22 protein-coding genes and 1 pseudogene are annotated in these 23,787 nt (G+C 72.3%); 11 read left to right on the forward strand and 12 right to left on the reverse strand.

The window, feature by feature from the left end:
- Positions 1-7: 7 nt before the first annotated feature.
- The gene (locus J2S41_RS03095) at positions 8-238 is read right to left on the reverse strand and encodes a hypothetical protein (protein WP_310362775.1); all 231 of its coding nucleotides are present in this window, start codon (positions 236-238) and stop codon (positions 8-10) included.
- An 83-nt stretch (positions 239-321) separates the two neighbouring features.
- A complete protein-coding gene (locus J2S41_RS03100; protein WP_310362777.1) occupies positions 322-1,965 on the reverse strand; it encodes an ABC-F family ATP-binding cassette domain-containing protein in 1,644 nt (547 codons plus the stop codon).
- A 99-nt stretch (positions 1,966-2,064) separates the two neighbouring features.
- Between J2S41_RS03100 and J2S41_RS03105 the strand changes: the two genes are divergently transcribed.
- Genes J2S41_RS03105 through J2S41_RS03115 form a run of 3 tightly spaced genes read left to right on the forward strand, consistent with a single transcriptional unit; the run spans position 2,065 to position 3,539 of the window.
- Positions 2,065-3,021 carry a DUF4240 domain-containing protein gene (locus J2S41_RS03105; RefSeq protein WP_310362780.1) on the forward strand — a complete coding sequence of 319 codons (957 nt, stop codon included), beginning with the start codon at positions 2,065-2,067 and terminating at the stop codon, positions 3,019-3,021.
- Positions 3,022-3,054: 33 nt separating this feature from the next.
- Complete coding sequence (locus tag J2S41_RS03110; protein WP_310362781.1) at positions 3,055-3,213, forward strand: hypothetical protein; 159 nt, start codon at positions 3,055-3,057, stop codon at positions 3,211-3,213.
- Positions 3,210-3,539 carry a hypothetical protein gene (locus J2S41_RS03115; RefSeq protein ID WP_310362783.1) on the forward strand — a complete coding sequence of 110 codons (330 nt, stop codon included), beginning with the start codon at positions 3,210-3,212 and terminating at the stop codon, positions 3,537-3,539. Before J2S41_RS03110 ends, J2S41_RS03115 begins: the two co-directional genes overlap by 4 nt.
- A gap of 3 nt (positions 3,540-3,542) precedes the next feature.
- On the opposite strand, the gene J2S41_RS03120 is transcribed toward J2S41_RS03115, so the two are convergent.
- Positions 3,543-4,508, reverse strand: coding sequence for an FAD-dependent oxidoreductase (locus J2S41_RS03120; protein WP_310362785.1), 966 nt, complete (start codon positions 4,506-4,508; stop codon positions 3,543-3,545).
- A 205-nt stretch (positions 4,509-4,713) separates the two neighbouring features.
- Here J2S41_RS03120 and J2S41_RS03125 point away from each other — a divergent pair, with 205 nt between their 5' ends.
- A complete protein-coding gene (locus J2S41_RS03125) occupies positions 4,714-5,640 on the forward strand; it encodes an SCO2521 family protein (RefSeq protein WP_310362788.1) in 927 nt (308 codons plus the stop codon).
- Positions 5,640-6,578, forward strand: a complete 939-nt coding sequence (locus J2S41_RS03130) for a phospholipase D-like domain-containing protein (protein WP_310362791.1) — start codon at positions 5,640-5,642, stop codon at positions 6,576-6,578. The genes J2S41_RS03125 and J2S41_RS03130 overlap by 1 nt, the downstream gene beginning before the upstream one ends.
- On the opposite strand, the gene J2S41_RS03135 is transcribed toward J2S41_RS03130, so the two are convergent.
- The 5 genes from J2S41_RS03135 to J2S41_RS03155 form a co-directional block, all read right to left on the reverse strand.
- A complete protein-coding gene (locus J2S41_RS03135) occupies positions 6,562-7,533 on the reverse strand; it encodes an SCO2522 family protein (RefSeq protein ID WP_310362793.1) in 972 nt (323 codons plus the stop codon). The two genes, J2S41_RS03130 and J2S41_RS03135, sit on opposite strands and share 17 nt — an antisense overlap.
- The gene (locus J2S41_RS03140) at positions 7,530-8,447 is read right to left on the reverse strand and encodes an SCO2523 family variant P-loop protein (RefSeq protein ID WP_310362795.1); all 918 of its coding nucleotides are present in this window, start codon (positions 8,445-8,447) and stop codon (positions 7,530-7,532) included. The genes J2S41_RS03135 and J2S41_RS03140 overlap by 4 nt, the downstream gene beginning before the upstream one ends.
- Before the next feature lies 1 nt (position 8,448).
- The gene (locus tag J2S41_RS03145) at positions 8,449-10,299 is read right to left on the reverse strand and encodes an SCO2524 family protein (protein WP_310362797.1); all 1,851 of its coding nucleotides are present in this window, start codon (positions 10,297-10,299) and stop codon (positions 8,449-8,451) included.
- The gene (locus J2S41_RS03150) at positions 10,235-11,074 is read right to left on the reverse strand and encodes an SCO2525 family SAM-dependent methyltransferase (RefSeq protein ID WP_310362798.1); all 840 of its coding nucleotides are present in this window, start codon (positions 11,072-11,074) and stop codon (positions 10,235-10,237) included. Before J2S41_RS03150 ends, J2S41_RS03145 begins: the two co-directional genes overlap by 65 nt.
- A gap of 390 nt (positions 11,075-11,464) precedes the next feature.
- On the reverse strand, positions 11,465-12,097 hold the full coding sequence (locus J2S41_RS03155) for a TetR/AcrR family transcriptional regulator (protein WP_310362801.1): 633 nt from the start codon (positions 12,095-12,097) through the stop codon (positions 11,465-11,467).
- 106 nt (positions 12,098-12,203) lie between these two features.
- On the opposite strand from J2S41_RS03155, the pseudogene J2S41_RS03160 reads away from it, so the two are divergent.
- A pseudogene (locus J2S41_RS03160) lies at positions 12,204-13,395 on the forward strand (cytochrome P450).
- Complete coding sequence (locus J2S41_RS03165; RefSeq protein ID WP_310362803.1) at positions 13,395-13,595, forward strand: ferredoxin; 201 nt, start codon at positions 13,395-13,397, stop codon at positions 13,593-13,595. Before J2S41_RS03160 ends, J2S41_RS03165 begins: the two are co-directional and overlap by 1 nt.
- Positions 13,596-13,965: 370 nt before the next feature.
- Here J2S41_RS03165 and J2S41_RS03170 read toward each other — a convergent pair whose 3' ends face one another.
- The gene (locus J2S41_RS03170) at positions 13,966-15,480 is read right to left on the reverse strand and encodes a metallophosphoesterase family protein (RefSeq protein WP_310362809.1); all 1,515 of its coding nucleotides are present in this window, start codon (positions 15,478-15,480) and stop codon (positions 13,966-13,968) included.
- A 228-nt stretch (positions 15,481-15,708) separates the two neighbouring features.
- Positions 15,709-17,451, reverse strand: coding sequence for a gamma-glutamyltransferase (ggt, locus tag J2S41_RS03175; protein ID WP_310376255.1), 1,743 nt, complete (start codon positions 17,449-17,451; stop codon positions 15,709-15,711).
- Positions 17,452-17,644: 193 nt separating this feature from the next.
- Here ggt and J2S41_RS03180 point away from each other — a divergent pair, with 193 nt between their 5' ends.
- Both J2S41_RS03180 and J2S41_RS03185 read left to right on the forward strand, forming a co-directional pair.
- Positions 17,645-17,920 carry a hypothetical protein gene (locus J2S41_RS03180; protein ID WP_310362814.1) on the forward strand — a complete coding sequence of 92 codons (276 nt, stop codon included), beginning with the start codon at positions 17,645-17,647 and terminating at the stop codon, positions 17,918-17,920.
- A 42-nt stretch (positions 17,921-17,962) separates the two neighbouring features.
- Entirely contained in the window at positions 17,963-19,291 is a 1,329-nt protein-coding gene (locus J2S41_RS03185; protein ID WP_310362817.1) for an APC family permease, read from the forward strand.
- Here the strand turns inward: J2S41_RS03185 and J2S41_RS03190 are convergent.
- Together J2S41_RS03190 and J2S41_RS03195 are read right to left on the reverse strand one after the other, a co-directional pair.
- Positions 19,269-21,071 (reverse strand): serine/threonine protein kinase, encoded by a 1,803-nt coding sequence (locus J2S41_RS03190; RefSeq protein ID WP_310362820.1) that lies wholly within the window; start codon positions 21,069-21,071, stop codon positions 19,269-19,271. The genes J2S41_RS03185 and J2S41_RS03190 overlap by 23 nt on opposite strands.
- Before the next feature lie 205 nt (positions 21,072-21,276).
- Positions 21,277-21,741, reverse strand: coding sequence for a hypothetical protein (locus J2S41_RS03195; RefSeq protein ID WP_310362822.1), 465 nt, complete (start codon positions 21,739-21,741; stop codon positions 21,277-21,279).
- Positions 21,742-21,892: 151 nt separating this feature from the next.
- On the opposite strand from J2S41_RS03195, the gene J2S41_RS03200 reads away from it, so the two are divergent.
- Positions 21,893-22,792 (forward strand): SPFH domain-containing protein, encoded by a 900-nt coding sequence (locus J2S41_RS03200; RefSeq protein WP_310362823.1) that lies wholly within the window; start codon positions 21,893-21,895, stop codon positions 22,790-22,792.
- A 148-nt stretch (positions 22,793-22,940) separates the two neighbouring features.
- Positions 22,941-23,783, forward strand: coding sequence for a hypothetical protein (locus J2S41_RS03205; RefSeq protein ID WP_310362825.1), 843 nt, complete (start codon positions 22,941-22,943; stop codon positions 23,781-23,783).
- Positions 23,784-23,787 lie beyond the last annotated feature (4 nt).

Consider the following 23,787-nt stretch of genomic DNA (forward strand, 5'->3'; position numbering starts at 1 on the left):
GTGGGAATCAGTCTCGGTAGGAGCGGCTGACCATGTCGAGCGCCCAGGTCATCCGGTGCGCGGCGGACTCCGGGTGGTCGCCGAACTCGCCGGCGACCTCGCCGGCGCAGCCGGTCTCGCCGAGGCGGCCGAGCGTGTCGACGACGGCGGCGCGGACCTCGGCGTCGGCCGGGCGCTGGGACGCTTGCAGGCAGGAGGCGAACAGCGCCTCCGCGCGGACGGCTTCACGTGTGTTCACGGTGACCCCCTGGGTGTCTTGCCTGGTGACATAGCTAACCCGGCACACGGTGCCGGTCGGGTAGGCGCGCGGGTGCCAACCGGTTACAGCGGCGGCTCGGTGACCGTGCCCGCGTCGACCGCGAGCCGGCGGTTGACCCGGACCGCGTCCAGCATCCGGCGGTCGTGCGTGACCAGCAGCAGCGTGCCGGGGTAGCTCTCCAGCGCGGACTCCAGCTGCTCGATCGCGGGCAGGTCCAGGTGGTTCGTGGGCTCGTCCAGGACCAGCAGGTTCACGCCGCGCGCCTGGAGAAGGGCCAGGGCCGCGCGGGTACGTTCGCCCGGCGACAGCGACGCGGCCGGCCGCGTCACGTGCTCCGCCCGCAGCCCGAACTTGGCCAGCAGCGTGCGCACCTCGGCCGGCGCCTGGTCCGGCACGTGCGCGGCGAACGCGTCGACCAGCGCGTCGTCGCCGAGGAACAGCCCGCGCGCCTGGTCCACCTCGCCGACCACCACGCCGGAGCCGAGCGCGGCCGTGCCCGAGGTCAGCGGCACCCGGCCCAGCAGCGCCGCCAGCAGCGTCGACTTGCCGGCGCCGTTCGCCCCGGTGATCGCGACCCGGTCGGCCCAGTCGATCTGCACCGTCACCGGCCCGAGCGTGAACGACCCGCGGGCCACCACGGCCTCGCGCAGCGACGCCACCACCGCGCCGGCCCGGGGCGCGGCCGCGATGGTCATCCGCAGCTCCCACTCCTTGCGCGGCTCCTCGACCACCTCCAGCCGCTCGATCATCCGCTCGGTCTGCCGGGCCTTCGCGGCCTGCTTCTCGGTCGACTCCGCGCGGTGCTTGCGGCCGATCTTGTCGTTGTCCGTGGACTTGCGGCGGGCGTTGCGGACGCCCTTCTCCATCCAGTTGCGCTGCATGCGGGCGCGCGCCTCCAGGCCGCCGAGCGTGTCCGCGTACTCCTCGTAGGACTCGCGGGCGTGCCGGCGCGCGGTCTCCCGCTCCTCCAGGTACGCCTCGTAGCCGCCGCCGTACGTGTTGACCTGCTGCTGCGCCAGGTCCAGCTCGACCACCCGGTTCACGGTCCGGGCCAGGAACTCGCGGTCGTGGCTGACCAGCACGGTCGCGGCACGCAGCCCGGTCACGAAGCGCTCCAGCCGGGCCAGGCCGTCCAGGTCCAGGTCGTTGGTGGGCTCGTCGAGCAGCACCACGTCGTACCGGCTGAGCAGCAGCGACGCGAGCCCGGCACGGGCCGCCTGGCCGCCGGAGAGCCCGGTCATCGGGTGGTCGAGGTCGACCGCGAGCCCGAGGTCGGCCGCCACCTCGCCGGCCCGCTCGTCCAGGTCCGCGCCGCCGAGGTCGAGCCAGCGCTCCAGCGCGGCCGAGTAGGCGTCGTCCGCGCCCGGCCGCTGTTCGGCCAGCGCCGCCGTGGCCTCGTCCAGCGCCGTCTGCGCCGCGGCCACGCCGGTCCGCCGGGCCAGGAACGCGCGCACCGACTCGCCGGGCACCCGGTCCGCCTCCTGCGGCAGGTAGCCGACGGTCGCGGTCGGCGGATTGACCTGCACCGCACCCTGCTCGGCCGGGATCAGGCCGGCCAGCGTGCGCAGCAGCGTGGACTTCCCGGCGCCGTTCACCCCGACCAGCCCGACCACGTCGCCGGGCGCGACGACGAGGTCCAGACCGGAGAAGAGGACGCGGTCCCCATGGCCGGCGGCGAGGTCGCGGGCAATCATCGTGGCGGTCACAAGGAGACGATGCTACCGATGGCGGATTCCACCCCGGAGGTACGGCCGAGCGGTTACGTTGTGCCTGGTGGCCGGTGTGGCGGGAGCGGGGTGAGCGAGATGGATGAGCGTTCGTTCTGGACCGCGGTGGCGCTGCTGACGGCGGAGGAGCCGGACGCCGCGGTGGCCACGCTCACGGCCGAGCTGGCCGCCCGCCCGATCCACGAGATCACCGCGTTCGCGGACCACCTGGCCGTGGTCGTGCACGCGATCGACACGCCCGCGCACGCGTCCTACGTGCCCGGCGGCGCGGAGGCGTTCCTGGCGGCCCGGTGCGCCGTCGTGGCGGCCGGGCGAGACACGTACCAGCGGGTGTTCGCGGCTCCGCCGGAGATCGAGGCGTTCGCCGCGCCGGGCGCGGAGTGGCTGCTGGCGGTGCCGGCCAACGCGTACGAGCGGGCCACCGGCACGGCCTGGACGCACGAGCCGCCGGTCAGTGTGGAGACCGGCAGCAACCCGCTCTGGTCTCCGATCACGGCGGACGACACGGACGAGGAGAGCTGGCTGACGTACGGCGGCGGCCTGCACACCGTGCTCGGCACCCGCCCCGCCTACGACGCCACCATGCAGGTGCTGATCGCCGCCGTCGACGCCGACCCGCGCTGGCGGCGCTGGTGGTCCCGGGCCGGCGTGCACACGCTCGACCTGGCGCCGTACTACAGCGACGGTGACGCGCCGGGCGTGACGATCCGCCGGGGCCGGCAGCGCGTGGTGGTGGACGCGATCCTGGACCCGCGCGGCTTCGCCCGCACCGACCGCACGTTCCTCTGCGAGCTGGCCCGCACCGACCTGCTCACCATGCTCTCCGCCGTCCGTACCGCGCTCGACCTCGGCGCGCTGCCACCGCTGCCGCGCATCCCCGACCTGCCGGACATGCCCGACTCGTTCGCCCCCGGCCAGGACCTCCCCCGCCTCGACGTCGACGACGTAGTCCGCTTCGCCGAGGAGGTCGGCGGCGTCGATCTCGAGGAACTCCGCCCGGTCCTCCACATGCTCGCCACCGACCCACCCCTCTGACCCCCGGCCCGGCCGAATCGAGTGGGGGATTCCATGGCTTCCGAGCCCGTACGATCCGTCTGGCCGATCGCCGTCGCGGTGGCCGCCGGCGCACTCGGCTACGTGATTCTGGCGCTCGCCGCCGTGCCGCCGGCCGTGGGCGTCCCGCTCGCCGTGCTGGCCGCGGGCGGTGCGTTGCTAAGCGCGGGGTGAAGGTCCGCCGCATCTTCCTGATCGATCAGCCCGGTGGCGGCATCGAGCCCGAGGTCCGGCGCACGTGTGAGCGGCAGAGCCGGATGGGCATCGAGATCCGGTTGCTCGACCGCGCCATGATCCCCGACGTGCGGCGCGTGGACGGGCTCGGGTTCATCGTCTTCGACGGCCTGATGACGTACGAGGTCATCCCGTCGTCGATGGAGGTCGAGGCGCGATCGGCCATCGCGGAGACCCGGCTGCTGCTGTCCCAGAAGCGGGTGCGGAAGTTCACCGAGATCTTCCACGATCTGTGGGAGGCGGGGCAGGAACTGCCGAGGGCGTGACGGTCAGCGCAGCAGGCCGGTCACGACGTCGCGGACCTCGGCCGCGCAGCCCCAGGAGAGGCTGACGCCGGCGCCGCCGTGGCCGTAGTTGTGCACCACGTGATGGCCGTCGACCAGCTCGTGCTCCACCCGGACCGGGTCACGCGCCGGCCGGATGCCGATGCGGTGGCCGACGACCGGCAGCGCGGCGATCCGCGGGTCGACGCGGGCGCACCGGTCGACGATGCCGGCCGCGATGCGGGCGTCCTCGGCGACGTCGGCCCGGCCGGTCTCGGCGCTGCCGCCGAGCAGCAGCAGCTGGCCCTGCGGCAGCAGGTACGTCATCTCCCGCAGGTCGTCCGTGTGTTCCGCGAAGAACTCCTCGATGCCCGGGTTCTCCACCACGACCAACTGCCCCCGGATCGGTACGACCAGCGGGTCCGGCACGAACGCGCCCGCGCCCGGGCCGGTGCAGTTGACCACGACCGGCGCCTCCCCGGCGACGCCGGCCAGCCGCGGTGAGTGCCCGATCGCCATCGTGCCCCCGGCCGCCTTCAGCCGCCGTTGCAGGTATTCCAGGTAGACCGGCATGTCGACGACCGGCGCGGAGTACCGCCACCCGGCGGTGAACCCCGGCGGCAGCTCGCCGGGCGCGCACGGCCGGTAGCCGGGCAGGCCGGGCGCGTACTCCGCGGGGGTGGTGCGGGTGCGGGACGCCTCGGTGCCGTCCACCAGGCGGACGCCGGAGTCCGGCGCGGCGGCGGACAGCTCCGCGAGTGTCCGATAGGTGACGCCGCTCCACAGCGGAACCCGCTCGTGCGAGGCGTAGAGCGGATCCCAGATCGCCCCGGCCGCGCACGAGGTGGACTCCGACGGCGGGGTCGCGGTGCGGACGTGGACAGCCAGCCCGGCCTCCGCCACCAGCACCGCCGTGGTGAGGCCGGACACGCCGGCGCCGATGATCAGTACATCCGCGCGAACGCTGGTCATTCCGTGACGATATCGGGGCTCTGCGTAGTCCGACAGTGATCCGCGCTATGTCGTTCGTCGATATATCTGTAATGGGCACCTTGCGACTGTATGGTGCTGAATCCAAAACTGAGCGTTGCATTATCGACACGCAGTGCGGTGCAATCGGAGGATCTGCGTGAGCTGAGCCACTCCGGGGGCGACCCCGGATCCCGATAAGGAATCCATGTTGATCCTCGGAGAGATCCATACCGGGCTGCTACGGCATTCCGCCCCGGTCACCACGGGTCTGGCGCGGGAATTGCTCGATCTGGTCGCGGGCGAGACGGTGCGCGTCTCGGAGCGGCCGATATCGTGCGTCTGGTCGCCGGACCTGACCACGGGTGTCGACTGTGGCCTCACCGGCGCGTCCGGCGGGACCGGCCGGGCCGTCGGTACGGTGCGTCACCGCGCCGTCATCACCGGCGGGCGGGTGGTGCAGGCGTCCGCGCACGCGGTGGTGGACCGGGCCGCCGACGTCCGCCGGCTGCCGTGGTCGCACTACATCGCCCGGCCCGGCCACCTGGAGGTGCTGACCAAGGGGCCGCTGGACGCCCTCGCGGACGGCTTCCTGTCCACCGAGCGCGCTCCCGCCGCGCTCGACCTGGGCGGCATCTGCGCCCGGACGTTCGACCGCGTGCAGGCCGCGCCGCAGCTGGACCGCCGGGTGGCGCTGCGCGCGCCGCGCACCCGGTTCCGCTGGTCCGCGACGCCCGGCGCGAGCGCGGTGCATTTGGCGATCGAGGACGGTGACCTGCGCCGGCTCCGGCTCACGCTGCCCGAGCTGCCGGCCGCCCGGATCGCGGACCTGTGCGCGGACATCGCGCGGCACGACTGGCTGCTCAGCACGCTGATCGAGGTGATCGGCGCGAGCGCGCTCGGCGTCCGGTCGCGCGAGGAGGCGCTGCGCCGGCTGGCCCCGGCCATCGACACGCTGCTGGACCTGTGGATGCCGGCGGCCCGGCTGGACGACGACATGGCCGCGGTCTGGGCGTCGCTGGAGCGCCGGCCCGGCTTCACCCGGCAGTGGGACACGCTGGTCGGCCGCATCCGGGACCAGCTGCTGGCCGGCACCGTCCAGGCGATGTCGTCCACCGCCGGGGTGGGGGTCTGATGCAGAGCACAGCCCGGTCCCGGGTGGTGCGGCGGGTCGCGGTCACGCTGGCCATCGGCGCGCTGACGTACCTGGTCACCGACTACTTCGAGCAGCCGACGATCCTGGCGATCGCGCTCTCCATCCTGCTCGGCAGCGTCACGCTGATCAGCCAGTTCCTGATCGAGTTCGAGCAGCGGCTGGCCGCGGTCGAGGAGCTGGAACGCGACCGGTCGCAGCGGATGGAGGAGCTGGTCCGGGAGGCGTTCTCGAAGATCAATGAGGCGACCGAGCTGTTCGGGCTGGTGGAGGCGTCCGCGTTGCAGACCGACCTGGTCACGCAGCTGGTCCGGCACTCGACGCAGATCACGCCGGCCTCGCCGCCGCTGGTCTACGACTTCGTCCAGTCGGAGATCAGCCGGATGTCCGACTTCCTCAAGGAACTGGCCGAGGGCGGCAGCGTCACCTACTACGGCGAGGACCGGGACTGGCTGCTCGGCCTCACCCGGCACGCGCGGGTCAGCATCGACGCGGTCAGCATGGAGTGGGTCGACCGCGGGCTGTGGGACAGCGAGATCGGCCAGCGCTATCTGCACGCCCAGCGCGGCGCCGTGGAGCGCGGCGTGAAGGTGCGCCGCATCTTCCTCATCGACCGGCCCGGCGACGGCCTCGCGCCCGGCATCAGCGAGGCCTGCGAGGAGCAGAGCCGGATGGGCATCGAGGTCCGGCTGCTGGACCCGGCCGCGCTCCCCGGCCCGCTCAGCGTGCAGATGCGCGACTTCATCGTCTTCGACGGCCTGGTCAGCTACGAGACCACGCCGGTGATGCTGGACGGGAAGATCCGGCCGGTGGTGGCGGAGACCCGGTTGGTCATGCGCGATTCCCGGGTACGGGAACGGTGCGATCTCTACGGCGAGGTCTGGGACCTGGCGACGGAGGTTCCTACGCCCGGGAGGTGAAGACGTAGTCGATCCGGTCGACCACCTCGTCCGGCAGCGTGACGCCCTCCGCCGCGGCGCGCCGCGCGACCTGCGCGCCCACCTCGGGCTGGATCGCGACCTGGCTCAGGATCACCCGTACCGCCTGCTCGATCTCGATGAACCGGGTGTCGAGCACCGAGGCGGTACGGAACGCGGCGAACGGCGCGGCCCGCGGCTCCCACTGCACCACGGCCGGCATCTCGTGCCAGGTGCCCGGCAGCTCCGCGGGCGTGACCGGCTCCGGCCGCCACACCGGCTCACCGTGGTCGCGCAGCAGGCCCATCCGGAGCAGCTGCCAGACCGCGGCCAGGAACGGGCACGCCCACAGCCGGCCGGTCTTGTGCTCCTGCCAGATCTCCACGTCGACGTAGATCGAGTGGTTCTTCACCGCGTTCTGCCGGGGCGGCTGCCAGCCGGGGTGCGCGTCCATCGCCTCGGACACGGCCACGCCGGTGGACGGCGGCTCGCCGTTGGAGAGCCAGCCGCTCTGGTGGGTGGGCGGGCGCGACCCGTTCGTGCCCCGGGGCGGGTCCGCCACCAGGCGGCCCTCCACGATCCGCGCCACCTCGACGCCGTCCGCGGCGGCGCACGCGGACTCCCGCGCGATGTAGTCGATCCGCAGCCCGCTCTCCTCCGCCGCGCTCACCAGCGCGGGCAGCACCTCGGCGGGCGAGCCGAACGGCGCGAAGTAGTCGTCGATCAGGAAGCAGGTGCTGATCCGGGTGGCCTGGCCCGGCCGGCTGTCCGCCTCCATCCGCCGCAGCGCCTCCGCCCACGGCCGGACCCGCCGGAACTGCGCGCGCAGCCGCTCCGGCCCGGCCGCGAAGTCCTCCATGTAGAGGTGACCCAGCTCGATGGAGAGGTGGGAGAGCGGGGTGGACCTGACCTTCGGCGTCGCGGTGCTCTCGCTGTACGTCACCTCGGGAACGGTCACAGGCCCTCCCACGCGGCGTCGTCCACGATCCGCTTGGCCAGCGTCTCCAGCGCGTCCACGGTCTGCTGGTTGGCCGCGTGCCGCTGCCACACGTCGCCGTCGGTGAGCAGTTGCTCGCGCCACTGCAGCACCGGGTCGAGCGGGATCTGGCCGAGCATCAGCGTGCGCCCGACGCGCTCCCGCGCGGCCTGGCGTTGCAGCTCCTGGTTGCACGCGTTCACCCAGGCCAGTTGCTCCGGGCGGAGGCCGGCGTGCTCGGGCGAGCTGGGGTCGACCACCGCGGTGCGCACGAACCGCACCGAGTTCGCGAGCCGGTCCGGGTCGTGCCCACGGACCGCGCCGATCTTCAGGATGCCGCGCGCGCCGTAGACCAGGCTGGACGCCGCCACGATGTGCTGGCTGGTCCACCGGTGGAAGACCAGCCACCGGTGCCGCAGGTGGGCCAGCTCGTCCCGCGCGGTCGCGGCCAGCGCGATGTCGATCGCGTACGACCGGCCGGCGCTGAGGTCGACCAGGCAGAGATCGAACTCCTCGTCCAGCCGGAGGAACAGGTCGGCGCACCGGTCCACGATGTCGCCGGTCGAGGCGAACTCGCCGCCGCCCGCGTCACCCGGGTAGAGCATCAGCCGGCCCGCCCCGGCCGGCCGGGTGCGCAGGCTGGGCCGCTGCGACTCGGCCCAGACGTTCAGCCGGCGCGGCGCCGCGCACTGACCGCGCAGGTACGAGTGCATGCCCTCGCGCTCGACCCCGGCCTGCGCGGCGGAGATCTGGAAGATCGCGCCCGCCGTGGGCGAGCCGAAGTCGAAGTCGAGGTAGCAGGCGTTGCCGCCCTGCAACGCGTGCCGGTAGACCACGTTGCTGCTGGTCACCGACCGCCCGGTGCCGCCCTTGTCGGACGTGGCGAAGACGAGCATGTCACACCGGTTCCGCGGTGGCCTCGCGCGCGGCGGCGAGACGGTCGAGCCGGATGAGCACGTCCTCGGCCAGCGCCTTGGCGCTGCCCGGCCGCTGCCGCAGGATTCGGCGGGCGCGCTGGAGCTGCCGGTTGACCTGCTCGAGTTCGTTGCGCAGCCGCTCGCCGCGCTGGGGCAGGCCGTTGAGCTGCTCCTGGTCGTACAGGTGCTCGGCCTCGATCAGCAGGTCGGAGGCGATGTCCGCGAGCCGCTCACTGCGCGGCGGCGAGCTGCGGATCACCTGCGCGGCCGTGATCAGGCAGTCGACCACCCGCTTGGTGTAGTACCAGGACGGGAGCGTCTGCGTGGTGCCGACGTCGAACACGCGGGACGGGTCGTCCCACAGGTCGGCGGCGCGGTCGTCCGCGATCCGGCGCTCGGTCAGGTGCGTCCACACGCGACCCGCCAGCGACGTGGCGTTCTGCCGGGCCTCGTTGTCGGAGAGCAGGCCGGCCAGGTGCACCGTGCGCTTGAGCAGCACCGGCGCGAAGTCCGACGCCACCCAGCCGAGCTGCGGCCCGCCCGACTTCTCGCTGCCCACCAGCGGGAACGCCTCACCCGGGTGGTGCAGCCGGATCGCCGGGTCGTGCTCGAACGGGCGGCGGGTGATGCGGCTGCGGTTGGCCAGCTCGTCCAGCACCACGCCGACCCGGGCGAGATCCGCGTCGGACGCGCGCCGGGTGATCAGGTCCTGCACCACCATGCCGCTGATCAGCAGGCTGAAGTAGTCGGAGGCGCGCCCGTCCGTGGTCTGCCACGGCAGGTCCTCCAGCGGCCAGCGGTCCGACCCGAACGTGCCGACCACCGACCAGTACGACTGGGTGAGGTCCCAGCGCAGCTGGAGCGCCTGCGCCAGGCGCAGCTGGTCCTCGTTGAGCAGGCCGAGCAGGCGGGTGCGCTCGGAGAACAGCGACCGGATCGCGTCCAGCGCGACCACCGTGAAGTACAGGTACGGCTTCGGCTCGGCCACGCCGTCGCGCTGTCGCCCGATCGGGTCGTTGACCTGGACCACCGGCGCGTCCTCCACCAGCCCCCAGGACCAGCCGCACTCGAACAGCCGGTGCGGGTTGTCCAGCCGGCTGCCCTCCTCGGCGCCGGAACCGATCGTGACGTCGTCCCGCAGGCGGGCGTTGATCTCCCGCAGCGAGCGGCGGAGCTCCTCCACGACCTGCCGCTCCGGCTGCGCACCCTGGTTGGTGGTGCGCAGCAGTTGCCGGCCCTCCTCCTCGGTGGCGTCGAAGACGTTCACCGCGAAGCTGCGCAGCAGCCCGACCATCGCGGCGGTGAGCCGGGCGCTGGCCATCTGCTCCAGCCGGTCGACCTGCTGCCGCAGCGCCTCGCGGGTGAGCACCGCGCGGAACGTCTTCGCGAAACCGATGGTGGCGAGCATCAGCGTGACCGAGATCGAGAACGAGTCCACCACGTCGAGGCCGCGCTGCTCGGGCTTGATCTCGTCGATCGCCTCCGGGTCGGCCGCGCTGAAGTAGCTGTCACCGGAGAAGATCGGCGTGCCGTCGTCCGCCGTGTACTTCTCCAGGTACACCGTGATCAACTGGACCAGTCGCTTCGGCACCTCCAGGTGGTCGCCGAGCGCGGCCAGCGAGCCGATCACGTCATCCTCGGTCTCGTCCGGTCGGTCGATCCGGAACGTCGGCACGTCCGCGGCCGGGGACATGATGCAGAGCAGCTGCTCCGCGTCGCTGATCGAGTTGCTGCCGTCGCGGCCGCCCCAGCGCCAGTCGGCGCCGTTACCCGAGTAGCTGGCGAATGCCCGCCAGATTTCCAGGAGGTGCTGGCGAGGTTGGACGTCCATCCCGGTGGCTCACCTTCCTGTGAGACGCACTGCCTCTACCTGCGAAACCAGTTACGACGATCATTCCCTTGTAGCCGTCGCGGAGGGTGGTGTCGTCCACGGTGTGGACATCGATATTGTGCGTCAGCCCCGCAAGGCAACGCTCGATGTCGTTCTCGTCCACGGCCAGGGCGGGAAAGTCCAGCCCACCCACGCGGTAGCCCTGGGACTCCTTCATGAAGGCGGCGACGAACGGGGCGAATCGCTTCAGTGATCCGATGAAGTTGCGGGTGGCGCGCTCGAACTCCTTGCCGTTCTGCGTGATCGACTCGGCGACGAAGAACATCGTGCCCATGTCGTACTCACCGTCCTGCGGCAGCGTGAACACGTTTCCCGGCACGACCTCGGTCCGGTCCCGGATGGCGGCGGCCGGATCGGCGATGGCGTCGTAGTCGGGACGGCCGGCCCGGAGCCGTTCGGTGAACGCGGCCCAGCTCGGGCTCGGCGACTGCCGCTGGCGGGTCAGCCACGCCCGGTTGGTCCTGGCCCGCTCGTACAGCGTCACCCGGTCGGCCCAGGGCAGCATGGAGAGGGCGGGGTAGAGGTTCGTGCCGGTGCCGACGTCGATCGCCCGGCCGTGCCGGCGTGGCTGGGCCGCGGCGAAGAAGTCACCGAGATAATCCAGGATCTCGCTGTCGTCGTCCCGCAGGCTGCCGTAGTTGTGCTCGAAGTACCAGTCAGAGTCGAATGCGTCCCACGCCCACTCCGCGTTCGACCGAGTCCGTGTATCGGTCATAACCGACTGTAACTCCCTCGTTGGTCGCGAGCACTCAACTTGGGGTTCCGGGTCGGCTCCGGATGTGCGCGGTGACTCGCTTTGGAGACCCGACCCCGGTCGGTGTGCTGTCACTGTGATGGAGCCAGTTGAGTGGCCATATTGGACGGACCTAGTTATACACCATCTATGTGCGCGTTCGTGGCCCCGCACGATGTTTTGCCGAGATCTACCCACAAGCATGAAGCACGCCCGCCAGCCCGCGACGCTCCGTCGTTTGCGCGGCGACTCTGTGGCGTGATCATCTGCTTTCCCTCGCGCATTAATGCATTCGGGACATAAAGGAGGTCTCGCATCCGAATCGGTGTCGCCGTCGCATGGTGAACGACCGGGGCCGCCACGGGTTTCGGCTCAGCCCAGCCCTTCCACCGCCTCGCGCGCCCCCGTCGCCCGGCCGGGCAGCGGCGCGCCCGGCGACGCCCGCAGGCCGTCCAGCATGATCGACAGTGCCCGCGCGCGCATCTCGTCCGTACCGAACTCGCCCCGGCTCAGCAGCAGTGAGCCGAGCACCGCGATGTCGCCCGCGCCCACGTCCGCGCGCAGCGCGCCCTCCGCCTGCGCGCCCCGGACGATCTCGTCCAGCAGGTCCAGGATCTCGTCCCGGTGCCGCGCGGCCGCCGGGTCGTCGTGCGCGGCTCGGCAGGCGGCGGGGGAGAGCAGCGACAGGCGCAGGCTCAGGCGCAGGTCGCGCGAGTGCTCCAGCAGCCGGACCAGCGCGTCCCAGGCCGACGGCTGCTCCGCCACCGCGGTGCGCGCCTCCGCGGCCAGCGCGCCGAGGTTATCCCGCGCCACCGCGCGCATCAGCGCGTCCCGGTCCGGGAACCGCCGGTACAGCGTCCCGGTGCCGACGCCGGCCCGGCGCGCGATCTCCTCCATCGGGTGTTCCGTGCCCTCGTCCAGGAAGACCTGCTTGGCCACGGCGATTATCTGGTCGCGGTTGCGCCGCGCGTCGGCGCGCAGCCGCATCCCCTGCTCGGTGGACATGGCCAGATTCTGCCGTGGACTTCGCCGGGTGGCCGGTCTACGGTCGGACTGTAACCGGAAGCGTTTCATCCACTTCTAATCGATCTTTTGCGATGGGATGGCACCGATGACCGCTCCGCACCTCCAGACCACGCGCACCTGCCCGTTCGCGCCGCCCGCCGAGCACGAGCGGCTGCGCGACCTCGGGAAGCCGACCAAGGTCACCATGCCGAACGGTGAGCAGGCCTGGGCGCTCGGCCGGCTCGAGGACATCCGCGCGATGCTGTCCGACCCCCGGTTCAGCTCCGACCGCTTCCAGCCCGGCTTCCCGACGCTGGTCAAGGAGCGCCCGCAACAGCTGCGCCAGGGCGGGTTCCGGCCGTCGTTGATCATGATGGACCCGCCGGAGCACGGCGAGGTGCGCCGCACGATCATCGGCGAGTTCACCGTCAAGCGGATGGCCGCGCTGCGCCCGCGCATCCAGCAGATCGTGGACGACCACATCGACGCGATGCTCGCCGGGCCGAACCCGGCCGACCTGGTCAAGGCGCTGTCCCTGCCGGTCCCGTCGCTGGTCATCTGCGAGATGCTCGGTGTGCCGTACGCGGATCACGACTTCTTCCAGACCTCGTCCGCCACGCTGCTGCGGCTGTCCGCCCCGCCCGAGGAGCGCGCCGCCGCCTCCGAGGCCATCCGGGCGTACCTGGCCGATCTCGTCGACCGCAAGCGTGAGCAGCCCGCCGACGACCTGCTCAGCCGCCAGCTCGCCAAGACCGGCGACATCGAGGAACTGGTCGGCCTCGGCTTCCTGCTGCTGCTCGCCGGCCACGAGACCACCGCCAACATGATCTCGCTCGGCGTGGTGGCGTTGCTGGACCACCCCGACCAGCTCGCCGCGCTGCGCGCCGACCCGTCGCGCACGCCCGCCGCCGTCGAGGAGCTGCTGCGCTACTTCACCATCGCCGAGTTCGCCACCTCCCGGGTGGCCCGCGAGGACGTGGAGCTGGGCGGCGTGCTCATCCGCGCCGGCGAGGGCGTCGTGACGCTCGGCAACGCCGCCAACCGCGACCCGGCCGCGTTCGCGAACCCCGCCGACTTCGACGTCGACCCGCGGCGCCCGCCACCACATCGCGTTCGGCTACGGCCCCCACCAGTGCCTCGGCCAGAACCTCGCCCGCCTCGAACTCCAGATCGTCTTCGACACCCTCTTCCGGCGCGTCCCCACGCTGCGCCTCGCCACCCCCGCCGACGACCTTCCCTACAAGGACGACGCCACCATCTACGGCATCTACGAACTCCCCGTCACCTGGACCACCTGATGCCCACGATCGTGGCCGACGCCACCCGCTGCGTCGGCGCCGGCCAATGCGTCCTCACCGACCCCGACGCCTTCGACCAGGACGACGACCAGGGCCTCGTCCTCATCCTCCACCCCACCCCCACCAGCGCCGACGCGCTGTCCCGCGCCCGCCAGGCCATCCTCCTCTGCCCCAGTCAGGCCCTCTCCCTCCACGAATAACCCGCCCCGCCAGTCCCGGTCGCGTCGGTGCCGGTCCGCGAGTTCCGAAACGCCGTCGTCAGAGAGCCGCCGGGCACGGCGGCGCGGCCGGGAATGGCGGTGGCGAACTCGCGCGGACTTGCCGCCTCGGCTCCGGCAGGGAGGAGCGCCAGCGACGACCGGTGCCCGCGGGAGCATGCGGATCCCGTGCCGCCGGAAGCGGGAATATCAAGAACTGGAAACGCACGCGGCCGGTACGGAGGTCGCGCCGCATAGCGAAATTGCGCGAAAAAAGGTTCGCGCCATGATGTGCATCAATTTCGATTCGCTTCCGGTCCCCACTCGCGACGTTGATTGGGCAATCAGCCGAGCGCCCTCGACGCACCCCGCCTCACAGCGGAAACTCGTCGAACAGCAGCACGTCCCCACCCGCCACCGTGTCATAGCGGTAGGAGCGGACCACCCCCGCCGCCGAGTCGAGCACGCTGAAGACCGTCACCTCGTCGCTCGACACGAACGGCAACGGCGCCCCGCCCGGCCCGGTCAACGGCGCCACCGTCGGCACCACCGGCTCCAGCCCGCCCGGATCGCCCTGCAGCACGTAATCCGGACCCGCGGGCGCCGCCCGCACCCGCCCCGACAGCTTGTGGAACGCCCCCCACGTGTTCCCCACGTTCGACGTCTCCAGCCAGTTCACCCCCGCGTCGTCCCGGAACCGGGCCCACACGTGCGAGTGCCCGTTCAGCACCAGGTTCACGTAGTACGCCGAGAACACCGGCGCCAGATCCCGCAGCACGTAGTCGTCCGCCAGCGGATACTCGTACCGCACCGTGTCCTCCGTGATCACCGGCACCGGGTCGGTGAACGCCGGTACCGAGTTGAACCCCAGGCCGTGACTCGGGTGGTGGAACATCACCGCCCGGTACCGCGCCGCCCGCGCCTCCGCCGACGTCAGCGCCGACACCAGGAACTCGTACTGCGGTGACCCCTTGCCGATCGGCGCGAAGATGAACCGCCCGTGCGTGTGCGGGCCGTCCTGGTAGGTGCCGGAGCGCTCCGGCCGCCAGATCTCCGTGCCGAACAGCGACACCACGTACACGTCGCCGACCGTCCGGGCCCACCAGCGCGGCCCGCCGCTGTCGCTGGCCGGGACCGGGAACATCGCCTCGTACGTGCTGACGTCCCAGTCGTCCGGCACCGCGTCGTTGAACTGGAAGTCCAGCGTCTCCGTCGCCGACCAGCGCCCGATCACCTCGTGGTTGCCGATCGCCGGGTACAGCGGCGCGGACGAGATGAGCGGCGCCCCGGTGAACGTGCGCCCGGCCGCGGTCCACGAGGCGCGCCCGCCGAGCGCCGCGAAGAACGCCCGCCCGTTCGCGTGGTCGAACCAGTCGCTGGCCCGGTCCACCACGTTGACCATGTCGCCGGCGAACAGCACGCCGTCCAGCGAGCCCGCGGTCTCCGCCGCCAGCTCCAGGTTGGCCGGGACCATCGGCCCGAGCTGGTGGTCGCTGGTGAGCAGCAGCCGCACCGGGCTCCCGGCCGGCGGCGCGCCGCGCAGCGCGTGCACGCCGGAGACCGAGACCTCGCCGTCCGACCGGACCGAGACCACCCGGTACGGCGTGTCCTCCTCCGGTAGGCCGTCGACCACCGCGAGCTGGCGGTGCACCGGCCGCGGGACCGGCCCGGCGGGGGAGTCCTCCCGCATCCGGGGCAGCGGCGTCGTGCCGGCGCGCACCACCCGTACGCCCGGAACCGCACCGCGCAGTGCCGCGGCCGGATCGGCGGCGGCCACCGCGGGCCCGAGCAGCACCGCGTTGTCCGTGCCGGGGGAGGTGGTGTGCCAGACGACGGTGACGGATCCGGGCCGGGGATCGAGCAGGTACGGCTCACAGAGCAGGTCCATGATCCCAGGCTAGGGAGGACGGGGCGCCGGACCGGCGAACAGGACGTGACCGCGACGTGAGCAGACGCACACGGGAACCCAAGGTGAGCAGACGCACACGGAAAAGGGGTTGACCACCCACGGGGGAAGGTGGTCAACCCCTTGTGCGCTCAGCGTACGACGCCCGCGCCAGGAACACCAGGCCCGACGTCGTACTTTCGCTTCACCGTCCGGTCACCGTGCCGTCCCCTAACGTCCGGCGCGGACCACCCCGGCGGCGCCGACCCCTCGCCGGACCGGCTCGGCCACGGCCGTGAGCTGCCCGTTCCGGCCGAACTCGATCGCGGTCGCCGCGCCGATCTCGGCCGTGGAGGTGAACGCCGGATGCCCGAGCGCGGTCAGGTCCGCGCCGTACGCGGCGATGAACGCGGGCTCGGCCTGCGGCGTGGGCGAGTTGCGCTGCGACGCCCGCGGCGCGGCCACCGCCTCCGGCAGGGTCATGTCCAGGTCGATCCGGTTGACCAGGATCTGCAGCACGGTGGTGATGATGGTGGCGCCGCCGGGCGAGCCGACCGCCACGAACGGCTTGCCGTCCTTGAGCACGATCGTCGGCGACATGGAGCTGCGCGGGCGCTTGTTCGGCCCGGGCAGGTTCGGGTCAGCCGCGGTGCCCTGGGTCGGCGTGAAGTTGAAGTCGGTCAGCTCGTTGTTGAGCAGGATGCCCCGGCCCGGCACCACGATCCCGGAGCCGCCGATCTGCTCGATGGTGAACGTGTACGACACCACGTTGCCCCACTTGTCCGCCACGGTCAGGTGCGTGGTGCTCACGCTGTTGTCCGTGTCCGGCGCCGGAGAGGCCGCCGTGGCGCAGCCCGTGTACCGCCCGTCCGGAACGCCCGGCGCGACCGGCTTGGGCAGCGCCGTCGCGGAGACCGCGCACCGCCGCTCCGCCGCGAACCGGTCGCTGAGCAGCTCGTCCAGCACCGCGCGGCGGGTGTAGTCGCCCACGTACCGGTTGCGGTCCGCGAACGCCAGCGCGGACGCCTCCAGGTACCGGTGCAGCGCGTCCGCGTCGGAGAGCGCCCCCAGGTCGTACCCCTCCAGGATGTTGAGCGCCTCGCCCACCGCGGTCCCGCCGCTGGACGGCGTGGCCATGCCGTAGACGTCCAGCCCGCGATATCCCGAGCGGGTCGGGGCCGGGAACCGCGCCTGGTAGCGCGCCAGGTCGCGGACCGTCATCCCGCCCGGCCGGATCGGGTGCGCCCAGGTGCCGATCGGCGTGTCCGACACCGGCGGGTCCTGCACGGCCGCCGCGATGTCCCGCGCGACCGGGCCGGAGTAGAACACGTCCGTGCCGCGCTTGCCGATCAGCCGGTACGTGTCCGCCAGGTCCGGGTTGCGGAACGTGGACCCGACCGCGGGCGGCGCGCCGCCGGGCAGGAACAGCTCCGCGGACGAGTCGAACTGCCCGAAGATCGCCGCGTTCGCCGCGACCTGCGCCTGGAACGTGGCGTCCACCGTGAAGCCGCGGTCCGCCACGTCCGCGGCCGGGCGCAGCAGCTCGCCGAGCGGCCGGCTGCCCCACCGGTCCGCCGCCGCCTCCCAGGTCGCGAGCGTGCCCGGCACGCCGACGGAGAGGCCGCTGACCCGGGCCGCGTTGAAGTCCAGCGCCGTACCGTCCGGGTTCTGGAACGAGGTCTCGCGCATGGACGCGGGCGCCGCCTCCCGCCCGTCGATCGTGTGCACGCGCCGGGTGCGCGCGTCGTAGTAGAGGAAGAACCCGCCGCCGCCGATCCCGGCCGAGAACGGCTCGGTGACGCCGATGGTGGCCGCGGCCGCGATCGCGGCGTCGACCGCGTTGCCGCCCCGGCGGAGCACCTCGAGGCCGACCGCGGTGACGGTCGGGTCGACCGAGGAGACCGCGCCGCCGTACCCGGTGGCGGTGGGGGAGATCGCCGGCTGGTACGCCTGCGCGGGCGTGGCACTGATCATGGTGGCGGCTAGCGTGGCGGCGGTCAGCGCCGCGAGTTGCTTCACAGTGGCCCTCCGAGATCGACGAGTGTCAGACCAGACCTACCGCCCACCACCCCGCGACGCAAGCACCCGGAGCAGTTCGGTTGCGGCCGGGTAGCAACGGGCGGCCGGACCTTCCCCGGGCCGCACCCGATTTCCTACCGTCGTGACCATGCGTGACAACGAGAAGGTGCGGTTCGACCCCACCGCCCCCGACATCCGCCCGGTCGGCTGGCAGGTGCAGATGCGGATCGACTGGGTGGTGACCCAGGTGATGGCCACCCACCGCGGCCTGCCCGAGGAGCAGGTGCGCATCGAGTTGGCCCAGCGGCTGCGCGGCATGGGCGCCACCGCCGGCCAGCGTCAGGTGGACAACTACGCGCGCGCGATCTCCGCGATGCCGCAGCTCCCCGCGACCGGCACCGCCACCGACACCGCCGGTCGTTAAGACCACGTTTACCGATCATGTACCGGCGGCATTCCTGCCGCCATGACGACCACGGAGCGCACCGAGCTGCGGCGCGTGATCAGCCGGCCGGTGCTGACGTTCTTCATCCTCGGCGATGTACTGGGCGCCGGCATCTACTCGCTCACCGGCGAGGTCGGCGCGGACTCCGGCGGTGCGATCTGGGCCAGCTTCCTGATCGCGTTCGCGCTGGCGTTCCTCACCGCGTTCGCGTACCTGGAGCTGGTCACCAAGTACCCGCAGGCGGCCGGCGCGGCGCTCTACGTCGACCGCGCGTTCGGCATCCGCGCGCTGTCGTTCATGGTCACGTTCGCGGTGATGGCCTCCGGCGTGACGTCCGCGGCGTTCGCGGCCAGCCGGGTCGGCGGCCGCTACTTCACCGGCCTCACCGGCGTGGAGAACCCGCCGGCCGTGCTGATCGGCGTCGTCGCCATCCTGCTGGTCGCGGCCGTGAACCTGTGGGGCGTGGCCGAGTCGCTGCGGGTCAACGTGGCGATCACCTGCATCGAGCTGGCCGGCCTGCTGTTCATCATCGGCCTGGGCGGCTGGGTGCTGGCCACCGGTGGCGGCGACCCGTCCGCCGCGTTCGAGTTCTCCGGCACCGGCTTCGGCGTGGTCACCGGCCTGCTCGCCGGTGCCGCCACCGCGTTCTACGCGTTCATCGGCTTCGAGGACTCGGCGAACCTGGCCGAGGAGGTCACCGAGCCGCGCACGTGCTTCCCGCCCGCGCTGGTCACCGGCCTGGTGCTGGCCGGCGTCGTCTACCTGCTGGTCGCGTTCACCGCCGCGATGACCGTGCCGCTGGGCACGCTGATCGAGTCCACCGGCCCGCTGCTGGAGGTGGTCCGGATCGGCGCGCCCGGGTTGCCCGCCGACCGGGTCTTCTCCGCGGTCTCGATCATCGCGGTCAGCAACACCATGCTGATCAACATGCTGATGGCGTCCCGGCTGCTCTACGGCATGGCCAACCGCGGCGTGCTGCCGGCGGTCTTCGGCCGGGTCGGCGCGCGCCGCACGCCCTGGGTGTCGATCGCGTTCACCACCGCGGTCGCGATCCTGCTGCTGATCGCGGTGGACGACCTCGGCGACCTCTCCGACACCACGGTGCTGCTGCTCACCGCCGTGTTCCTGGCCGTCAACGTCTCCGCGCTGGTGCTGCGCCGCGACACCGTGGAGCACGACCACTTCCGTGCGCCGACCGCGGTGCTGGTGCTCGGCGCGCTCGTCTCGGCGGTCTTCCTGCTGCCCGTGGTCCGCGAGGCCGGGGTCTACCTGCTGGCGTTCTGGCTGCTGCTCGGCGGCGCGGTGCTCTGGGCGATCAACTGGGCGGTCACCCGGTCGACCGCACGCTGATGTCGCGCACCCGCACCGTGTAGGGCGGCGGGTTCTCCCGCGCGCTGCCGGACGCGCCGAGCGTCACCGTGCCGGCCGGCACCGGCTCCGGCAGCTCCATCACCGCGACCTGCTCGGTGCCGCGCCACACGGTGACCCGGTCCGGGCCGGCGCGCATGGTCAGCTCGACCGGCTCGCCGAGCGCGATCGGCGCGGCCAGCGCCTTGCTGCCGATCTCCGTCTTGGCGGCGCCGCCGGTCGGCTGGCGGTGCAGGTCCAGGCGGCCCTGGCAGACGTGCAGCACGTGCCCGTCCGGATCGTTCACGCCGAACCAGAGCGACGCGCACGCGCCCGGCGAGAGCAGCGTGATCGTGGCGGCGATCTCCAGGTCACCGCCGAACACCGTGGCCGGCCCGGTGCACCGGAACCAGCCGTCCGACTCGCGGGTGATCGTCATCCCGCCGTCCGCGCTGGCGCAGATGCCGCCGAACTCCGTGCTCGGCGCCCAGTTCGCGCCGGTGTTCAGCGCATCGGTCAGCGCCTTCCCGTTCGCGCCGGTGGCCAGCGGCTCCGGCAGCGCGATCCCGGTGCCGGACTCCGCGCCGGGCGCCTCCGGGTTCGGCCGCACGCCGCCGTCCCCGACGGCCGGCGGCGCGCTCGCACCCGCCTGGCCGAGCTCGCCCGCGGACAGCCCGCCGGCGCGGATCACCAGCAGGACCGCGATCGTGGCGACCAGCGCCACCGCCGTCAGCACGCCGGCCACGGTCGCGACCAGCCCGCTCCGCCACCAGGCCGTCCCGGCCGGTGCGGCCGGTGCCGCGGAAGCCACCGGGGACACGGGGGCGGCCGCGACCACCGGTTCGGCCGGCGGGTCCGGCGTCAGCACCGCGACCACCTCGGCCGGCGGCAGCTCGTCCGTGGCCTCGCCGCTCGCGTCCAGCAGCATGTCGAGCAGCTTGCGCGCGGTCGGCCGGTCCTCCGGCTTCTTCGCCAGCGCGGCCGCGACCACCTTGCGCAGCTCCGGCGTCAGCCCTTCCAGGTCCGGTTCCTCCGAGAGGATGCGCATCGCGGTCAGCGGCATCGACGCGTCCTGGAACGGCGTGCGCCCGGTCCCCGCGTACATCACCACGGCACCCCAGGCGAAGATGTCCGCCTTCGGGGTGGTCGTCACCTTGGTGGCCGTGTCCAGCCGCTCCGGCGGCATGTACGCCACCGTGCCCAGCATCTCGTGCGTCTTCGTGACGTTGCTGGTCGCGTCCGTGGCCCGGGCGATGCCGAAGTCGATCACCTTGGGGCTGCCCGGTGGCAGCAGCACGTTGCGTGGCTTCAGATCCCGGTGCACCACGCCCGCGCCGTGGATCGCGACCAGCGCGGTCGCCATGCCGATCGCCAGGCCGTGCAGGTTCGCCGCGGTGAGCGGCCCCTGCTCCTTGACCACGTCCGCCAGGCTCGGCCCGTCCACGAACTCGACGACCAGGTAGGGGTACTCGTGGTCGGGGTCCGCGTCCAGCACCTCCGCGGTGCAGAACGGCGGCACCTGCTTGGCCCGGTTCACCTCGCTGCGGAACCGCCGCCGGAAGTCCGGCTGGGCCGCCAGGTCCGCCCTGATCACCTTGACCGCGACCGGCCGCCCCTCCTCGTCCTCCGCGAGGTAGACCGTGCCCATGCCGCCCTCGCCGAGCCGGCCCTTGATGCGGTATCTGCCCAGCTCAGTGGGGTCGAGCGAGTGCAGCGGCGAGACCTTGGCACCGCGCGACACGTCCGCCGCGCCCTCGTCCGGCGCAACTCGAGGCGATTTCACCCGGCACAAGTTACTAGGCGCGCCTGTTCCGGGAGCGTGCACCGCCCCTTTAGGACGACTTTCGGATAGACCCGCTCCCGGCGCCAGACGATCCGCGTGCTCCCGCGGGGCCCCCGATGACCTGCCGGCCACGCTGCGCTGGTGGCGGATCGGGTGCGATCACGGTGCCGGTCACCGTCGTGACCGGCACCGTGGCGCTGAGGGATCAGTTGTCCGGGCTGGTCCACTCGCAGTGGGCGACGCCGCCGGTCTGCTTGCCGGCCTTGACCACCTGTACCGAGGAGCCGTGCACGAAGATCTCGCAGGTCACGTCGTCGGTCTGGCCGGACATGGCGATGACGACCACGTGCGTCGCGCCGCCGTCCGGGTCGACCGTCTTCTGCCACGGCATGGTCGCGTTCTTGTCGTCCGTGGCCGTGCCGTCGACCTGGTACGTCACCTGGGCCGACGTGCCCGCGCCGGTGACCCGCACCGTGATCCCGTCGGCCGGGACGGTGGAGGTGTCCGAGCCGCCGGCGCCACCGGTCGAGGCGGACGCGACGGGCGTGGGGCTGCTGGTCGGCGCCTTCGGGGAGGCGGACGCGCTATTGCCGGAGGAGCCGCACGCGGCCGTGGTGAGGGCGAGCAGCGAGGCGGCGACGACGAGGGGCAGACGACGATTGCGGATCAACGCGAATCTCTTTCACTCGTTGGGATGCCCCAAGCGTGACCGATTTGCCGAGTGAATCCTAATTCATGTGCATGTGCTTCCCGTCATACCGCGCCTCGTTGACGCAGCTCCCTACCCTTCGGTCACCACTTACCAGAACGGGAGGAGATCGATGCGGCGGACGGTGGCGGTGATCGCGGCGGCAGCGGTGATCATGCCGGTGCTCGCGGGGTGCAGCACGGTGAGCACGGAGTCGGACCAGGTGGCGTTGCACTACGACGCCGGGGCCTTCTCCAGCACGACGTTCCAGGAGTGCGTGACGCAGAACAACCGCACCTGGGACGGGCCGGGGGAGAAGTACTACAAGTACCCGGCCGGGCAGCGGAACTTCGACTTCACCGGGAGCGACGACGCGGAGAGCGCGCCGTACACCGTGGTCTCCCGGGACAACCAGGAGCTCACCGTCTCCGGCGGCCTCACGTTCCACCTGGACACCTCGTGCGATCCGGACGGCGGCATGCTTCGCGAGTTCCACGAGGAGATCGGGCTGAAGTTCCAGCCGACGATGGACGGCGACGGCCAGACCACGGACCGGTGGCTGGAGATGTTGCGCTTCTACATCGGACAGCCGCTGAACAAGGCGCTGGCCACGGAGGCGCAGAAGTACGACTGGCTGGCGCTCTACAACGACCCGGCCACCCGCGCGCAGTTCGAGACCGCGATCAACGCGAACCTGGGCAACGCGGTGATGGCCACCACCGGCGGCAAGGCGTACTTCCTGCAGTTCAACCTCACGCTGCAGAAGCCCACGCCGCGCAAGGAACTGGTCGACGGGCTGGCCGCGGTCCAGGTGGCGATCACCGAGCGGCAGGCGGTCAAGGAGCAGAACGCGACCGTCGACGAGAAACTCAAGCAGATCGAGAAGCTGGTCGCGGTGCTCGGCCCGGACGGCTACGTGCTCTACGACGCGATGCAGCGCTGCCTCACCGGTGAGGCGCCGAAGGGCTGCCCGCAGTTCCTGGCGCTCCCGCAGGGCGGCAGCGTCGATGTCCCCGCGCCGGCGAGCAGCTGACGGGTTTCCCTTGGGCCGGCAGGCGCCGCGCCGATACTGCTGACGCACCGCTCACGGACGAGCGGCGGGGCGAGCCCGGGGATCCACGGGCTCGCCCGTTCACATGCTGAGCACGGAGGCGGCGATGGCGGGCCGGTGGAGATTCAGGATGGCTACGGCCGCGCTGGCGGTGGTCGCCGCCGCGGTGCCGGTCGCCGCGCCGTCGCTGACCAGCGTCGGCACGCCGCAGGTCGCGGCCGGGTCGCGGGCCATGTGGCTGTGGAGCCGCGCCGAGGCCGCGGAGGTCGTGCCGTGGGCCGCGGCGCACGGCGTCACCGAGATCTTCGCGTACGTGGAGACGGACGTGGCCTCGACGCCGCAGCTCGCCCGGCTGAAGGAGATCCGGAAGCGGGCCGGCGCGGTCGGCATCCGGCTGATCGCGCTGAACGGCGAGCCCGGCTGGGTGAACGACCCGGCCGCGGCCGTCGCCTGGCGCCGGGCCGTCACCGCCACCGGTCTCTTCGCCGGCCTGCACGTCGACGTCGAGCCGCACGTGCTCCCCGGCTGGGAGGCCAACCGTTCCACGATCGGCGCCCGCTACGTGTCCATGCTGGACAAGCTGCGCACCGGCGCCACGCTGCCGATCGAGGCGGACGTGGCGTTCTGGTACGGCGAGGTCACCGTCACCGGCGGCCGCAACCTGGCCACCGAGACGCTCAAGCGCGTCGACGCGGTCACGGTGATGAGCTATCGGGACACCGCCACCGGCGCGAACTCGATGTACGCGGTCAGCCGCGACTGGCTCGCCCGCGGTGCCACCGCGGGCAAGAAGGTCCGTCTCGGCGCGGAGACCGCACCGCTGCCCGACTGCGCCTACTGCAGCTTCGCCGAGGAGGGCGCCACGATCCTCGGCGCCGAGCTGGCGCGGCTGGACGTCGCCGCGGCCCGGGACCGCGCGTACAACGGCATCTCGATCCAGCACTACGCCAGCTGGCGCGCGCTGCACGCCTGATCCG

The organism is Catenuloplanes atrovinosus, from assembly GCF_031458235.1.
Taxonomy (GTDB): Bacteria; Actinomycetota; Actinomycetes; order Mycobacteriales; family Micromonosporaceae; genus Catenuloplanes; species Catenuloplanes atrovinosus.

Excerpts from the sequence above, each read along its gene's own strand:
- J2S41_RS03165 (WP_310362803.1), top strand. The coding sequence starts at position 13,395 with ATGCCCACGATCGTGGCCGACGCCACCCGCTGCGTCGGCGCCGGCCAA.
- J2S41_RS03140 (WP_310362795.1), bottom strand. The coding sequence starts at position 8,447 with ATGCTCGTCTTCGCCACGTCCGACAAGGGCGGCACCGGGCGGTCGGTG.
- J2S41_RS03125 (WP_310362788.1), top strand. The coding sequence starts at position 4,714 with ATGTTGATCCTCGGAGAGATCCATACCGGGCTGCTACGGCATTCCGCC.
- J2S41_RS03205 (WP_310362825.1), top strand. The coding sequence starts at position 22,941 with ATGGCTACGGCCGCGCTGGCGGTGGTCGCCGCCGCGGTGCCGGTCGCC.
- J2S41_RS03180 (WP_310362814.1), top strand. The coding sequence starts at position 17,645 with ATGCGTGACAACGAGAAGGTGCGGTTCGACCCCACCGCCCCCGACATC.
- ggt (WP_310376255.1), bottom strand. The coding sequence starts at position 17,451 with ATGATCAGTGCCACGCCCGCGCAGGCGTACCAGCCGGCGATCTCCCCC.
- J2S41_RS03120 (WP_310362785.1), bottom strand. The coding sequence starts at position 4,508 with ATGACCAGCGTTCGCGCGGATGTACTGATCATCGGCGCCGGCGTGTCC.
- J2S41_RS03155 (WP_310362801.1), bottom strand. The coding sequence starts at position 12,097 with ATGTCCACCGAGCAGGGGATGCGGCTGCGCGCCGACGCGCGGCGCAAC.
- J2S41_RS03150 (WP_310362798.1), bottom strand. The coding sequence starts at position 11,074 with ATGACCGATACACGGACTCGGTCGAACGCGGAGTGGGCGTGGGACGCA.
- J2S41_RS03185 (WP_310362817.1), top strand. The coding sequence starts at position 17,963 with ATGACGACCACGGAGCGCACCGAGCTGCGGCGCGTGATCAGCCGGCCG.
- J2S41_RS03110 (WP_310362781.1), top strand. The coding sequence starts at position 3,055 with ATGGCTTCCGAGCCCGTACGATCCGTCTGGCCGATCGCCGTCGCGGTG.
- J2S41_RS03200 (WP_310362823.1), top strand. The coding sequence starts at position 21,893 with ATGCGGCGGACGGTGGCGGTGATCGCGGCGGCAGCGGTGATCATGCCG.
- J2S41_RS03130 (WP_310362791.1), top strand. The coding sequence starts at position 5,640 with ATGCAGAGCACAGCCCGGTCCCGGGTGGTGCGGCGGGTCGCGGTCACG.
- J2S41_RS03105 (WP_310362780.1), top strand. The coding sequence starts at position 2,065 with ATGGATGAGCGTTCGTTCTGGACCGCGGTGGCGCTGCTGACGGCGGAG.
- J2S41_RS03170 (WP_310362809.1), bottom strand. The coding sequence starts at position 15,480 with ATGGACCTGCTCTGTGAGCCGTACCTGCTCGATCCCCGGCCCGGATCC.
- J2S41_RS03145 (WP_310362797.1), bottom strand. The coding sequence starts at position 10,299 with ATGGACGTCCAACCTCGCCAGCACCTCCTGGAAATCTGGCGGGCATTC.